Below are 14,300 nucleotides of genomic sequence, written 5' to 3'. Positions count from 1 at the left end.
GCAGGGCCTGCGTTAGAGTCGCAGGCCCCACCTCCATCGCACCCATGACCGCCCGCTTCCAGTCCCTCGCCCCCGCCGTCCGCCTCGCCGACCAGGTGGCAGATGCGCTCGCGGCCGAGGTGCGCAGCGGGCGTCTCTCCGAAGGCGACCGCCTGCCGACCGAGGCCGCGTTGGCAGAGCAGTTCGGCGTGAGCCGCACCGTGGTGCGCGAGGCCGTGTCGCGGCTCAAGTCGCTGGGGTTGCTCGATTCGCGCCAGGGCAGCGGCGTGTACGTGCGCCCCGCCGGTGTCGAGCCGCTGCGCTTCGAGATGCCGCACGTCGCCTCCCGCGAAGCCGTCATCCAGATGGTCGAGGTGCGCCGTGCGCTCGAGGCCGAAGTGGCCGCGCTGGCCGCCGAGCGCCGCACGCCCGACGACGTGCAACGCATCCGCGAGGCCATAGCCGCACTGCATGCGGCGGTCGAGGCGGGCGGCAACGGCGCCGAGGAGGACGTGCGCTTCCACCGCGCCATCGCCGAGGCGGCGCGCAATCCCTTCCTGATCGGCACGCTGCAGTACCTGCGGCAGTTCCTGCATGGCGCCACCCGCGTCACGCGCGCCAACGAGGCGCGCCGCGCCGACTTCGCGCGCGAGGTGGCGCAGGAGCATGCGCGCATCGTCGAGGCCATCGAGGCCGGCGATCCGCTGCGCGCGCGCGAGGCGGCCAAGAACCACATGGACAACGCGATCCGCCGCATCGAGCTGGCCGATCCCGCGTTCTGGCAGCAGGAAGGCGCGCAACTCGCGCGGCCCCTGGTCGAAGGCTGGCCTGTCGGCAGCTGAGTCCGCCGACACACAAAGACACCAGAAAGTCGCCGCAAGAGGCGTTGCCTTCGGGTTTCCCCGGGTCAATCAACAAAACTCAAATTTGTATGATGACCTGACAAATCAAGCGGGACAAACCTTTTCATGACTTCTTCCACCCTCCCGGCCGGCGCCGCGCACGCCACGCCGTCCGCCACAGCCGATGCCGCGCTCGAAAAGCGCACTTACGCCAAGGTGTTCTGGCGCCTCGTGCCCTTCCTCATGCTCTGCTACGTGGTCGCGTACCTCGACCGCGTCAACGTCGGCTTCGCCAAGCTGCAGATGGGGCAGGACCTGGGCTTCAGCGAAACCGTGTTCGGCCTGGGTGCGGGCATCTTCTTCCTCGGCTACTTCCTGTTCGAGGTGCCGAGCAACCTGCTGCTCAACCGCGTCGGGGCACGCATCTGGATCGCGCGGATCATGATCACCTGGGGCCTGCTCTCGGCCTGCTTCATGTTCGTGAAGACGCCGACCAGCTTCTACATCCTGCGTTTCCTGCTCGGCGTGGCCGAGGCGGGCTTCTACCCCGGCGTGATCCTGTACCTCACGCACTGGTACCCGGCCCACCGGCGCGCGCGGATCATCGCGGTGTTCATGTCGGCGATTCCGGTGGCGGGCATCTTCGGCAACCCGCTGTCGGGCTGGATCATGGACAGCTTCCACGGCGCGGCGTCGCTGAGCGGCTGGCAATGGATGTTCATCATCGAGGCCGTCCCGGCCGTGATCGTGGGCGTGATGGTGCTGGTCTACCTCGACAACGGCATTGCGCAGGCACGCTGGCTCAACGCCGCGGAAAAGGCGCTGCTGCAGCGCGAGGTGGCGCGCGATGCCGAGCACGGCGCCAAGGGGCCGCACTCGGTGGCTGGCGTGTTCCGCGATGTGCGCATATGGTGGATGGCGTTGATCTACTTCGCCTTCGTCATGGGCCAATATGCGCTGACTTTCTGGTTGCCCACGCTGGTCAAGGCCACGGGTGTGAAGGGCAACCTCCACATCGGGCTGCTCAGCGCGATCCCGTTCGTCTGCGCCATCGTCGCGATGAACCTCTTCGGCCGCAGCGCCGACCGTCGCCAGGAGCGCCGCTGGCACCTGATCGTGCCCGCGCTGATGGGCGCCATCGGCTTCACGGTCGCGGCTTCGTACACGCAGAACACCGCCGTGTCGCTCGCCTTCCTGTCGCTCGCCGCGGCCGGCGTGCTGACCTGCGCGCCGCTGTTCTGGTCGCTGCCTACCGCCTTTCTGTCGGGCACGGCGGCTGCGGCCGGCATCGCGGCCATCAACTCGGTGGGCAACCTCGCGGGCTTCGTGAGCCCGTACCTCATCGGCTATCTGAAAGACCTGACGGGCAGCACGCAGATCGGCATGTACGTGCTGGCCGCGGCGCTGGTGCTCGGCGCCATCGGCGTGTGGCTCACGCCCAAGCAACTCGTGAATCGCTGATCGAAAGAACATCCTGATGACCTCTTCCTCCAACTCTCCAGTCGTCGGCCTCGTGGGCCTCGGCGCCATGGGCGCTGGCATGGCGCAATCGCTGCGCCGCGCGGGCCACGCGCCGCACGTGTTCGATGTGCGCCGCGAAGTGGCCGAAGCCTTCGCACGCGACGGCGGCACGGCCTGCGACACGCTGGCCGCGATCGGCGCGCAGTGCGACATCGTGGTCAGCGTGGTCGTGAATGCCGCTCAGACCGAGTCGGTGCTGTTCGGCGATGGCACCACGCCCGGCTGCGCCGCCTCGATGAAGCCCGGCAGCCTGTTCGTGATGTGCTCCACGGTGGACCCGAACTGGTCGGTGGCGCTCGAGGCGCGCCTTGCAAAGCTGGGCATCCTGTACCTCGACGCGCCGATCTCCGGCGGCGCCGCCAAGGCCGCGAGCGGCCAGATGACGATGATGACCGCCGGCACGCCCGCCGCCTACGAGAAGGCCGGCGCCGTGCTCGACGCGATGGCCGCCAAGGTCTACCGCCTGGGCGACTCGGCTGGCGCGGGCAGCAAGGTGAAGGTCATCAACCAGCTGCTGGCCGGCGTGCACATCGCGGCCGCGGCCGAGGCGATGGCGCTGGGCCTGCGCGAGGGCGTGGACCCGGCCGCGCTCTACGAGGTCATCACGCACAGCGCGGGCAACAGCTGGATGTTCGAGAACCGCATGGCGCACGTGCTCGCGGGCGACTACACGCCGCTGTCGGCCGTCGACATCTTCGTGAAGGACCTGGGGCTGGTGCTCGACGTGGCGCGGGCCAGCAAGTTTCCGCTGCCGCTGTCGTCCACCGCGCACCAGATGTTCATGCAGGCCTCGACCGCGGGCTACGCGCGCGAGGACGACAGCGCGGTCATCAAGATCTTCCCGGGCATCGAAGTGCCAGCTCCGAAAAAACAAGCCTGAAAGAAAGCAGAGAAGAGACACATGAACATCCTCATCACCGGCGGCTGCGGCTTTCTCGGCGCCCGCCTCGCCCGCACGCTGCTTGCGGGCGGCAACTTCGCATTGGCCAGCGGCGCCGCGCGGCCCGTGTCGCGCATCACGCTGGCCGACCGCGTGCCGCCGCCCGCCGACCTGGCCGGCGACGCGCGCATCCAGTTCGTGCAGGGCGACCTGCTCGAACAACTCGGCAACGGCGCGCTGCCCATCGCCGACACGCAGCTCGTGTTCCATCTCGCCGCCGCCGTCAGCGGTGAATGCGAGGCCGACTTCGACCTCGGCATGCGCAGCAACCTCGACGCCACGCGTGGCCTGCTCGAAGCCGCGCGCCACGCGGGCCACTCGCCGGTGTTCGTGTTCTCCAGCTCGGTCGCGGTGTTCGGCGATTCGCCCGAGCAGCGCCTGCCCGCCGTGATCGAAGACACCACGCTGCCCACGCCGCAGAACAGCTACGGCATCCAGAAATTCATCGGCGAGCAGCTGGTAGCCGACTTCACGCGCAAGGGCTTCGTGCAGGGCCGCAACGTGCGGCTCATGACGGTGTCGGTGCGCCCCGGCCGGCCCAACGGCGCGGCCTCCAGCTTCCTGAGCGGCATGCTGCGCGAGCCGCTGGCGGGCGAGCGAGCGCGCTGCCCGGTGTCGCCCGACACGCCGGTCGCGCTGGCTTCGCCCGGTAACACCGTCGCGGGCATCGTGCGCGCGGCCACGGCCAGCGCCGCCGAGTGGGGTGCGCGCACCGCCATCAACCTGCCCGCGCTGACGACCACCGTGCGCGAGATGGCGCAGGCGCTCGAACGCATTGCCGGCAAGGAGGCAACCGGCCTCATCGACTGGGAGCCCGACGCGGCCATCGCGAAGATCGTCACCAGCTGGCCCAGCCGCATCCACGCCGCACGCGCCGAGGCGCTGGGCCTGAAGGCCGACGCGAGCTTCGACGCCATCCTGCGCGACTACGTGCGAGAGAACGCGCAGGCCGTGAAGCTGCCGCTGAAGGATTGAAAGCCATGGCCAAACTCGTGCTCGGCTGCATCGCCGACGACTTCACCGGTGCCACCGATCTCGCCAACAACCTCGTGCGCGCGGGCATGCGCGTGGTGCAGGCCATCGGAGTGCCCGAAGGCCCACTCGACGCCGACGTGGATGCGGTGGTCGTCGCCCTCAAGTCGCGCACCATCGCTCCGGCCGAGGCCATCGCGCAGTCGCTCGACGCATTGCGCTGGCTGCAGGCGCAGGGCGCGCGGCAGATCTACTTCAAGTACTGCTCCACCTTCGACAGCACGGCGCAAGGCAACATCGGCCCCGTGACCGAGGCGCTGATGGACGCGCTGCAGTGCGACTTCACCATCGCCACGCCCGCCTTCCCCGACAACAAGCGCACCGTATTCAAGGGCTACCTGTTCGCGGGCGAGGTGCTGCTCAACGAGAGCGGCATGCAGAACCATCCGCTCACGCCGATGACCGACCCGAACCTCGTGCGCGTGCTGCAGGCGCAGTGCAAGCGCAAGGTGGGGCTGATCGACTACGCGGTGGTGGCACGCGGCGCGGCTGCCATCGACGAGCGCATCGCGCAGCTGAAGGCTGAGGGCGTGTCCATCGCCATCGTCGACGCGGTGTCGAACGACGACCTGCTGCGCATGGGCCCGGCGCTCGCGAAGATGCCGCTGCTCACCGCGGGCTCGGGCGTGGCCATCGGCCTGCCGGCCAACTTCGGGCTCGCGCCGTCGTCGCAGGCCAGCGCGTTGCCCAAGGCCGGTGGCAAGACGGCCGTGGTCTCGGGCAGCTGCTCGCTCGCGACCAACCGGCAGGTGCTCGATTTCATCCAGCGCGGCGGCCAGGCGATGGCCATCGACCCACTGCGCATCGCGGCAGGCGTGGACGTTGCGGCCGAAACGCTGGCCTGGGCCGCACCCCTGATCGACAAAGGCCCCGTGCTCGTCTACTCGACTGCCGAGGCCGGCGCCGTGAAGTCGGTGCAGGGGCGGCTCGGTGTCGAGGAAGCAGGCGCGATGGTCGAACGCACCATCGCCGCCATCGCGCGCGGCTTGGTCGAACGCGGCGTGCATCAGCTGGTGGTGGCCGGCGGCGAAACCTCCGGTGCCTGTGTGCAGGCGCTCGGCATCGCGCAGATGCAGATCGGCCCGCAGATCGACCCCGGTGTGCCGTGGTGCCATGCGCGCTCCGACGCCGCGCCCGAGACGGGCGTGCACATCGCACTGAAGTCCGGCAACTTCGGCAGTGACGATTTCTTCACCAAGGCCTTTACAGTGCTTGCATGACATCTGCTCTCGGAGTTTGCGCACTTTGTGTCGTTTCGGGGTGCGATCACGCCGACGGGGTACCTTGCTCCGCGAATGTCCCCCGCCCTTCGGGCTCCTCCTTTATTTCGCTGCGCAAGGCACCCCGCCGTCGTGATCGATCAGAGCACTGGTTGATCGGCCGCAAACCAGCAGCGTGCCCTGTGCACAGGGCACCGGGTGCTCCCCGCAGCGAAATAAAGGAGGAGCGAAGCGGGGGACATTCGCGGAGGGGAGTACCCGGTGGCCTGTGCACGCGCCCCGAACATCAGCGCCCAGAACGTAAGCGACGAAACTCGACATGAAAGAACCCGAAGCAAGAGAAGAAATCTGCCGCGTAGGCCGCAGCCTGTTCGAACGCGGCTACGTGCACGCCACGGCCGGCAACATCAGCGTGCGGCTGGACGACGATGGCTTCCTCATCACGCCAACCGACGCCTGCCTCGGGTTTCTCGACCCGGCGCGGCTTGCAAGGCTCGATGCAAATGGCCAGCAGACCAGCGGCGACCGCGCCAGCAAGACCATCGCGCTGCACACGCGAATCTACGCAGCCGCACGCAAATTCGATGCGAAAACGGCCTGCGTGATCCACACGCACAGCACGCACTGCGTGGCGCTCACGTTGAACAATCCGGGTGACGAGCTGCTGCCCGCGCTCACGCCGTATTTCGTGATGAAGGTCGGCCATGTGCCGGTCATTCCGTACCACCGGCCCGGCGCGCCCGAAGCGGCCGAACAGGTGGCGCAGGCCATCGAGCGCCTCGGCGCTGCCGGCACGCCGATCCGCGCCGTGATGCTCACGCGCCTGGGCCCCAATGTCTGGCACGACACGCTGGCCGCTGCCATGGCCGTGCTTGAGGAACTAGAGGAAACCGCCCGGCTTCAAATGCTTGCGAGCGCCGCAAGGCCTGCACCGCTGAACGCCGAACAGATCGATGAACTGCGCCGCACCTTCGGGGCGCGCTGGTAGTAGAAACACCCCATGCCCCAATTCGCCGCCAACCTCTCGATGCTCTATCCGGAGCTCGCCTTTCTCGACCGCTTCGACGCCGCCGCGAAAGACGGCTTCAAGGCCGTGGAGTACCTCTTCCCGTACGACTTTTCGAAGGACGAGATCCTCGCAAGGCTGAAGCACAACGGCCTGCAGCAGGTGCTGTTCAACGGCCCGCCCGGCGACTGGAACGGTGGCGAACGCGGCCTGGCCTGCCTGCCCGGACGCGACGCCGAGTTCCGCGAAGGCATCGCCAGGGCCATCGACTACGCCGTGGCACTCGACTGCCCGCGCATCCACGTCATGGCCGGCCTCGTGCCCGAAGGCCTGGAACGCGATGCGCTGCGGCCCGTGTACCTGGACAACCTGCGCTGGGCCGCGGCCGAAGCTGCCAAGGCAAACCGCGATGTGCTGATCGAGCCGATCAACACGCGCGACATTCCAGGCTTCTTCCTCAACCGCCAGGACCAAGCGCACGAGATCGTCGAGGCCGTCGGCGCACCGAACCTCAAGGTGCAGATGGACCTGTACCACTGCCAGATCGTCGAAGGCGACGTGGCCATGAAGATCCGCAAGTACCTGCCCACCGGCCGCGTCGGCCACATCCAGATCGCCGGCGTGCCCGAGCGCCACGAGCCCGACATCGGCGAGCAGAACTATCCGTACCTGTTCGACGTGATCGACGAGGTGTCGGCGCAGTGCGGATGGCAGGGCTGGGTCGGCTGCGAATACCGGCCGCGCCGCGGTTCGGAGCCGGGCGGCACCTCGGCCGGGCTCGGCTGGTTGCGCGCCTTGCAGCAGCGCGCATGAAGTTCGAAGCGTTGCGCATTCCGGTGCCGCTGCGAGGTTTCGCGGCGGGCGATGCGCAACTGTTCGACGTCACGCTGGCCGGCGACAGGGTCGGGTCCATCGTGGCCAGCGCCCAGCAGCAGCACGCGCGCGGCACGCTGCTGAGCGCACTGGTCGAGGCGCATGCGCACATCGACAAGAACTACACCGTGCAGGACGTGGGTGCGGCGCAGGGCAACCTGTTCGCCGCCATCGACCGCATGAACAAGCACCGCGACAGCTGGACCGGCGAGTCGCTGCGCTTGCGCATGGAGCGCGCGCTGCACGACGCATGGCAATCGGGCACGCGCGCGCTGCGCACGCACCTCGACTGGGTGCAGCCCGAGCCGCCCGCCGCCCTGCCCGTGTTCGAGGCACTGCGCGAAGAATGGCGCGGCCGCGTCGAGCTGCAGTTCGTTTCGCTCACGCCGCTCGACCTGTTCGCCGACCTCGCCGCGGGCGAGCGCATCGCACGCGAGGTGAAGCGTGCGCGTGGCGTGCTCGGCGCGTTCGTCTACCGCAACGAAGGCATCGTCCACAAGCTGGGGCGCGTGTTCGACCTCGCGCAGCAGCACGGGATGGGTCTCGACTTCCATGTCGACGAAGGCCTCGACGCCGAAGCCAGCGGCCTGCGCAGCATCGCGCAACTGGTGCGTGCGCGCAATTTCAGGAACGGCGTGGCCTGCGGCCATGCCTGCTCGCTGTCGGTGCAGGGCGATGGCGTTGCCAACGAAACGCTGGCGCTGTGCGCCGGCGCGGGCATTCACCTCATCGCGCTGCCCACCACCAACCTCTACCTGCAAGGCGCGTGGGACCGCACGCCCGTGCAGCGCGGCATCACGCGCATCCGCGAGGCGGCGGCATGGGGCTTGCGTGCGAGCCTGGCAACCGACAACGTGCAGGACGCCTTCTATCCCTACGGCAGCTACGACCTTCTGGAGACCTTCGGCCTCGGTGTGCAGATGGCGCACCTGGCGCCGGCCTCCGACTGGCTCGACGCCGTCACCGTGAGCCCCGCGAAATCCCTGGGGCTCGCATGGGACGGGCGCATCGCGCCGGGCTGCCCGGCGGACCTGCTGGTGTTGGCGGCCACCGACGAACACGAACTCATCGGTCCGCGCGGGCGGCAACGCATCGTCATCCGCGCCGGCCGGGTACTGGAGAAAACACAATGAGCATGGGCAAGCCAATGGCCAACTACGCCGCCGCCAGGCGCGTCGGCGATTTCGTCTTCATGAGCGGCGTGGTCGCGGTCGATCCGGCCACGCGCCGCGCCGTCGCAGGCTACGACGACATTCCCGAAGCAGCCCGCATCGCGCTGCAGGGCGTGGGCTACGCCACGGGCCAGATGTCGGTCGACGTGTTCGAAGCGCCCATCGTCGCGCAGAGCTGGTTCGTGCTCGAACGCATCCGCCAGATCGCGGCCGAGCATGGCGGCACGATGGAAGACGTGGTGAAGCTGGTGCAGTACTTTCGCCACCTGCCGCACTACGCGTTCTACAACCGCGTGCGCGGGCTGTTCTATCCGGGCGAGCCGCCGGTGAGCACGGTGGTCGAGGTGTCGCGTTTCCTGCCGGGGGACGAGGTGCTGGTGGAGGTCGAGGCGACCATGTACCTGCCAAAATAGGCACTCCCCCAGGCTTCGCGCACTTCGTGTCGCGCGCGCCTTCCCCCTCGCCGGGGGCAACACCTGCGGCCCGGCAAAGCCGGTTCCGCGGTGTTCCGCGAAAAGTCCCGCCCTACCTGACGCCCGCGCCCTTCAGCAAAAACTCCGTCACCTGCTCGATCAGGTAGCGCCGGTCCTTGTCGTCGCCCTGCTGGGCCACGTTGCGGAAGTACGCGGCCTGGGTGGCGTGGTCGGCATAGAACTGCGTCACGGCCCAGATGTGGAACAGCACCAGCATCGGGTCGGCCTTGTCCATCAGGCCCTGGTTCATCCAGTTCTGGATCACGGCGGCGGCCTGGTCGGTGCGCTGCTTGCTCGTGTCCATCATGTCGTCGAGGACCGGCGCGCCGCGCAACATCTCGGCGGTGAAGATGCGCGATCGCAGCGGATGCTCGAACGAGAACATCATCTTGCGCTCGATCAGGTCGCCCAGCACCTTGCGCGGGCCGAAGGCCTCGTCGCTGAAGCCGAACACCACGATCCAGTCGTTGAGGATGTCCTGCAGCACCTGGCGATACAGCGCTTCCTTGCTCTCGATGTAGTAGTGCAACTGCGCTTTCGAGAGCCCGGCCTTGTCGGCAATGGCCTGCGTCGATGCGCCGGCCAGCCCCTCGCTGGCGAACACCTCGATGGCGGCCTGGTTGATGAGGCCGAGCACCTGCGTGTACTTGCGCGAGCGGCCGCGCGTGGCGGGGGCTTCGTTGTCGCTTTCTTCGTTGACGGGAGGACGCGCGCTCACAGTTGGAGTTCCAGTTCCTGCCCCTTGGCGCGCGAGCAGCACAGGGCGATCTTGTGGCGGCGCTCGCTGCCCGTGAGGCAGAAGTCGCGATGCTCGGCGCCTTCGCCGTCGCCCTCGACCACGCAGGTGCCGCACAGGCCCTGCTGGCACGACACGGGAATGTCGATGCCGACTTCGTGCAGCGCGTCGACGGCGGCCTGATCTGCGGCAACGGGCACGCTGATGCCGCGCCGTGTGAGCTTCAGCGTGAAGGGCAGGCCGGTTGGGGTGCTGGCATCGGTGGGTGCGGCGAAATATTCGGCGTGCAGCGCGTCCTCGGGCCAGTGCGCGGCCGCGTCGCGCACCGCCTGCATGAAGCCGCCGGGGCCGCACACGTACAGGTGCGTGCCAGACGCGGGCTGGGCCAGCAGCGCTCGCAAGTCGATGCGCTGCGAGGCGTCGCCCTGGTCGAGATGCAGCCGCAGATGCGGTGCCAGCGCGGGCGCGCGCAGCGCCTCGGCGAACGCCAGATGCTCTTCGCTGCGCGCGAACACGCATAGCGTGAACCCGGCGCCGCGCGCGGCAAGCGCCTGCGCCATCGCCAGCAGCGGCGTCATGCCGATGCCGCCGGCCATCAGCAGATGGTGCGCGGCCTCCTCGCGCAGCGGAAAAGTGTTGCGCGGCGCGCTGATCGCGAGCAGGTCGCCTTCGCGCACACGCTCATGCATCGAGGCCGACCCGCCGCGGCTGTCGAGTTCACGCTTCACGCCGATCATGTACGAGTTGGCGCCGGAAGGCGCGCGTGCCAGCGAATACTGCCGCGAGAACCCACCAGGCATGTGCACGTCGATGTGCGCGCCGGCCTCGTAGGCAGGCAGCGGCCGGCCCCACGGATGGGCCAGTTCGAAGGCCAGTATTTCAGGCGTCTGCCGCGAGATGCGTTCGACGCGGACGGTGAGCGTGCGTTCGAGGCTCATGGTGATGTGTCTCCCTGCTTTCTGCGTTTTCTAGATGCTGCCCAGCTTGCGCGACACGCGCTCGATGAAGTGGCTGCGGTCGCTTGCAGTCACGGCGTTCATGTCATGCAGCTGCAGCCACGTCACCTTGCAGCGCCATGCGAACAGCGCGCGCAATGCGCGCGTGAACAGCCGCCGGCCCGGGTCGCCGATCACCATCACGAACCAGCGCGGCGAGCCGCCGGTGGTCACCACCGTGAGCCGCTGGATGTGCCGCAGCCCCGACTTCGCGATCTGCCCCTTGCGCTGCGCCGGCAGGAAGGCCACGCCCGGAAGCCACACCCGTTCGAGCCAGCCCTTGAGCATCGACGGCGGTCCGTGGAACCAGGTCGGAAACACGAACACCAGGTGCTCGGCCCACAGCAGCGCCTCGACGTGGGGTTTCACGCGTTCGCGGATCAGGTCGGGGTTGTCGAGGTACGCGATGCGCTCTTCGCGGGTCAGCGTTGGGTCGAAGCCCTCGGCGTACAGGTCGATGGCCTTGACGGGGTGCCGCGGCTGGAGCGCCTCGAGCGCGGTGCGGTAGAGCGCGTGGTTGAAGCTGTCAGGGTTCGGATGGCAGTGGATGACTAGCGTTTTCATGGTTGAGGGCCGGTTCGCTCAGCGGTTTTTGTCGCTGGCGAGACGGGGTCAGAGCCCAGGGGATAAAAGGTCGCGCAGTGCCTTATGGCAACCCAGGCGCCGGCATCTGACCCCGGCGCAAGCCCCGCGCGACCCTCGAGAAAAAACGAAACTGCCTACTTGCCTGTCAGCTTCTTGCGGACGTCGACACCGACGCCCTTGTTCACGAACTGTGTGGTGACGACCTTCGACAGGTCGACCTCGCCCGGCTTGTACAGGCCGGCCTTGACCATCTTGTCGTAGAAGTCCTTCACGCGCGCCTCGTCCATCGCGCCGATGCCCTTGGCGAGCGATTCGCCGCTGTCGACGATGCCCATCTTCTTCATCAGCTCGATGGAGCCCTGCGATGCGGCCACGGGCGAATCGGGGTTGATCTTGGCGATCATCTCGTTGGCCGCCTTGTTGTCGCCGTAGAGGTAGTTGTTCCAGCCGATGATCGAGGTCTCGACGAACTTGCGCACCGTCTCGGGCTTGGTCTTGATCAGGTCGGCGCGCGTCTCGATGGTGGTCGAGTAGGTCGAGAAGCCGTTGTCGGCCAGCAGCTGCACCACCGGGTCGAAGCCGGCTTGCGCTTTGATCGACAGCGGCTCCGAAATCGCGTAGCCCTGCTGGATCGATTTCTTGTCGGCCAGGAACGGGCCGACGTTGAAGGTGTAGGGCTTGAGCTGCGAGTCCTTGAAGCCGTGCTCCGACTTCATCCACTGCCAGAAGCTGAATTGGCCGTCCTTGCCGATGAAGGCCACGGGCGCCTTGGCCATGTCCTTGAAGGTGTCGAAGCCCTGGCCCGGGTGCGCGAACATGGCCTGCGGGTCTTTCTGGAAGAAGGCCGCGACGACCACGGTGGGCACGCCGTTCTTCACGTTGTCGAAGGACTGCAGCAGGTTGCCGGTCATCAGGAAGTCGACCTTGCCGGCCGGCAGCATCGGCCGGTTGTTGACCATTGGTCCGCCCTGCTGGATGTCGACGTCGAGGCCGTACTTCTTGTAGGTGCCATCCGCCAGCGCCTGGTAGAAGCCGCCGTGGCCGGCCTGCGCCTTCCAGTTGGTGGCGAATACCACTTTTTCCTGCGCCTGCGCGGCGAAGGCTGCGGCCGAGAGGGCCAGGGCGAGAGCGAGCGGACGAATGGTCAGGGCGGGGACGCGCATGGCAGTGGACTCCTGGGGTTGAATGCGACTTGAGATTTTCATGTCAGTTGTTTGTTGCGCAAGGGGCTTTGTTCTTGTCTTGGCGCCTTTGTTCGGGGCGCGTGCACAGGCCGCCGGGTACTCCCCTCCGCGAATGTCCCCCGGCCTTCGGCCTCCTCCTTTATTTCGCTGCGGGGAGCACCCGACGCCCTGTGCACGAGGGCACGCCGCCGGTGCTTCGCCGATCAACCGGTGCTCTGAACGCTCACGTCGATGCGGGGGCCTTTTTCGCGAAATAAAGGAGGAGCCCGAAGGCCGGGGGACATTCGCGAAAAAGGTCACCGTGTCGGCGTGAGCGCGCCCCGAATGGCGGCACACGTCACGCACAACACAAAGAACAAGACCCCGAAGTTCCATCTCAGCGCTCGACAGCCATGTCCGGCGTCCATCCGCGCGTCTTGCCGGGGTTCATCAATCCCATCGGATCGCTGCGCTTCTTGAACTCGATCTGCTGCGTATCGATGGTCTTCATGCCGCCGTCCTCGATGGTGACGACGTGCGGATTGAAGATCTTGCAGCCGCCCTGCGACTCGATCTCGCGGATCAGCTCGTACTGGTGGGCCTCGCCCTTCCAGCGCACCAGCAGGATGCCGAAGGTGCCGCACTCGCCGTTGGCGCGCGCGAAGTCCTGGTGCTGCAGCACGTCGTCGCCGAAGATTTGCAGATGCCGCTCGACCACCGACGGATCGAAGGGCTGGGCGTAGGCAACCTGCAGGTAGGTCCAGCTGCGGTCGGCCTTCAGTGCCTGCAGCGTCGTGTGGTTGAACGCGCACTCGTAGGCTGGAGGCAAACCGTCGGCGAGCAGTTCGGCTTCGGTGCCGGCAACGGAGATCGTGCCGCCCTGTGCCTCGGCGAGGGCGCGGAAGTCCGCCATCGACTCGGGCGAGACCATGGCGAACACCGCATGCCGGTCGCGCGGAAAGCGGTCGCGCATCGCCGTGTAGTAGGGCGAGAAGCGCGCCTCGACCGTGGACAGCAGGAAGATGTCGAGCGAGGGCGCCTGTGCCGCGATCCCGAAGGCTAGCGCGCCGCGGTACGTTTCGAACAGCACCGTGCAGTGCACCCATTCGACGGCCGGGCTCAGCGCGACCTCGACGTCGAGGATCACGCCGTTGGTTCCGTAGGCGTGGTGCACTTGCTGGATCTCATCGCCATGCAGCTCGATGACGCGCGGCTCGCGCTCCACCGTCATCACGCGCGCGCGCAGCAGGTTGCCGGGGTCGCGCAGGATGCCGTGGCGGAACGAGCCGATGCCGCCGAAGCCGCCCGCGATGAAGCCGCCGATGCTGGCCACGTGCCAGGTCGAGGGCCACATGCGCAGCGCCTGGCCGGTCTCGCGCGCCGCGAGGTCGATGTCGTGCATGCGCGCGCCGGCTTCGACGCGGATGCGGCCGTCCTGGATGTCGAGCACGCGGCACATCTGCGTCACGTCGAGCACGATGCCGCCCTCGAGCGGTACGCACTGGCCGTAGTTGCCGGTGCCGCCGGCGCGCACGGTGAGCGGCAGCTTCCACTTGGCCGCAACCGCAGCCGCCTGCCGCACGTCGTCCTCGGTGCTGACCTTGACGACGAGGTCGGCCACGCAGCCCGCGAGCTGCGCGGTGAGGATGGGGCTGTACCAGTAGAAGTCTTTCGACAGCTGTTTGCGCTGGGCCGGCGCGGTGATCAGGTTGAGGCCGCGCAGGTCATTGCGCACGGCTTTCCAGTCGATGACGGCGTGCATC

At 67.7% G+C, this 14,300-nt stretch carries 14 protein-coding genes; 9 read left to right on the top strand and 5 right to left on the bottom strand.

Annotation, left to right across the window (positions count from 1 at the left end):
• The first annotated feature begins 44 nt into the window (after nucleotides 1-44).
• The 9 genes from ASD05_RS13940 to ASD05_RS13900 all read left to right on the top strand — a co-directional run bounded on the left by ASD05_RS13940 (nucleotide 45) and on the right by ASD05_RS13900 (nucleotide 8,998).
• Entirely contained in the window at nucleotides 45-821 is a 777-nt protein-coding gene (locus ASD05_RS13940; protein ID WP_056593064.1) for a FadR/GntR family transcriptional regulator, read from the top strand.
• A 126-nt stretch (nucleotides 822-947) separates the two neighbouring features.
• Nucleotides 948-2,282 carry an MFS transporter gene (locus tag ASD05_RS13935; protein WP_056593060.1) on the top strand — a complete coding sequence of 445 codons (1,335 nt, stop codon included), beginning with the start codon at nucleotides 948-950 and terminating at the stop codon, nucleotides 2,280-2,282.
• 16 nt (nucleotides 2,283-2,298) lie between these two features.
• Nucleotides 2,299-3,222: an L-threonate dehydrogenase gene (gene ltnD, locus ASD05_RS13930; RefSeq protein ID WP_056593057.1), complete on the top strand. Its 924-nt coding sequence runs from the start codon at nucleotides 2,299-2,301 to the stop codon at nucleotides 3,220-3,222.
• Between the two features lie 21 nt (nucleotides 3,223-3,243).
• Complete coding sequence (denD, locus tag ASD05_RS13925) at nucleotides 3,244-4,257, top strand: D-erythronate dehydrogenase (protein ID WP_056593053.1); 1,014 nt, start codon at nucleotides 3,244-3,246, stop codon at nucleotides 4,255-4,257.
• A gap of 5 nt (nucleotides 4,258-4,262) precedes the next feature.
• A complete protein-coding gene (gene otnK, locus ASD05_RS13920; protein WP_056593050.1) occupies nucleotides 4,263-5,534 on the top strand; it encodes a 3-oxo-tetronate kinase in 1,272 nt (423 codons plus the stop codon).
• A 319-nt stretch (nucleotides 5,535-5,853) separates the two neighbouring features.
• Complete coding sequence (locus ASD05_RS13915) at nucleotides 5,854-6,522, top strand: aldolase (RefSeq protein WP_056593047.1); 669 nt, start codon at nucleotides 5,854-5,856, stop codon at nucleotides 6,520-6,522.
• 12 nt (nucleotides 6,523-6,534) lie between these two features.
• Nucleotides 6,535-7,353 (top strand): 2-oxo-tetronate isomerase, encoded by an 819-nt coding sequence (otnI, locus tag ASD05_RS13910; RefSeq protein ID WP_056593043.1) that lies wholly within the window; start codon nucleotides 6,535-6,537, stop codon nucleotides 7,351-7,353.
• The gene (locus ASD05_RS13905; RefSeq protein WP_056593040.1) at nucleotides 7,350-8,546 is read left to right on the top strand and encodes an amidohydrolase family protein; all 1,197 of its coding nucleotides are present in this window, start codon (nucleotides 7,350-7,352) and stop codon (nucleotides 8,544-8,546) included. Before otnI ends, ASD05_RS13905 begins: the two co-directional genes overlap by 4 nt.
• The gene (locus ASD05_RS13900; protein WP_056593038.1) at nucleotides 8,543-8,998 is read left to right on the top strand and encodes a RidA family protein; all 456 of its coding nucleotides are present in this window, start codon (nucleotides 8,543-8,545) and stop codon (nucleotides 8,996-8,998) included. The genes ASD05_RS13905 and ASD05_RS13900 overlap by 4 nt, the downstream gene beginning before the upstream one ends.
• Nucleotides 8,999-9,110: 112 nt before the next feature.
• Here ASD05_RS13900 and ASD05_RS13895 read toward each other — a convergent pair whose 3' ends face one another.
• The 5 genes from ASD05_RS13895 to ASD05_RS13875 all read right to left on the bottom strand — a co-directional run bounded on the left by ASD05_RS13895 (nucleotide 9,111) and on the right by ASD05_RS13875 (nucleotide 14,299).
• On the bottom strand, nucleotides 9,111-9,776 hold the full coding sequence (locus ASD05_RS13895; protein WP_056593034.1) for a TetR family transcriptional regulator C-terminal domain-containing protein: 666 nt from the start codon (nucleotides 9,774-9,776) through the stop codon (nucleotides 9,111-9,113).
• The gene (locus ASD05_RS13890; protein WP_056593032.1) at nucleotides 9,773-10,732 is read right to left on the bottom strand and encodes a PDR/VanB family oxidoreductase; all 960 of its coding nucleotides are present in this window, start codon (nucleotides 10,730-10,732) and stop codon (nucleotides 9,773-9,775) included. The genes ASD05_RS13895 and ASD05_RS13890 overlap by 4 nt, the downstream gene beginning before the upstream one ends.
• A gap of 30 nt (nucleotides 10,733-10,762) precedes the next feature.
• Nucleotides 10,763-11,353, bottom strand: coding sequence for an NAD(P)H-dependent oxidoreductase (locus tag ASD05_RS13885; protein WP_056593030.1), 591 nt, complete (start codon nucleotides 11,351-11,353; stop codon nucleotides 10,763-10,765).
• A gap of 155 nt (nucleotides 11,354-11,508) precedes the next feature.
• On the bottom strand, nucleotides 11,509-12,537 hold the full coding sequence (locus ASD05_RS13880; RefSeq protein ID WP_056593027.1) for an ABC transporter substrate-binding protein: 1,029 nt from the start codon (nucleotides 12,535-12,537) through the stop codon (nucleotides 11,509-11,511).
• A gap of 397 nt (nucleotides 12,538-12,934) precedes the next feature.
• Nucleotides 12,935-14,299 carry an FAD-binding oxidoreductase gene (locus ASD05_RS13875; RefSeq protein WP_082572051.1) on the bottom strand — a complete coding sequence of 455 codons (1,365 nt, stop codon included), beginning with the start codon at nucleotides 14,297-14,299 and terminating at the stop codon, nucleotides 12,935-12,937.
• Between the last annotated feature and the right edge of the window lies 1 nt (nucleotide 14,300).

The organism is Variovorax sp. Root434 (assembly GCF_001426595.1).
Lineage (GTDB): Bacteria > Pseudomonadota > Gammaproteobacteria > Burkholderiales > Burkholderiaceae_C > Variovorax.
This window is presented reverse-complemented; position numbering and strand designations above follow the sequence as displayed.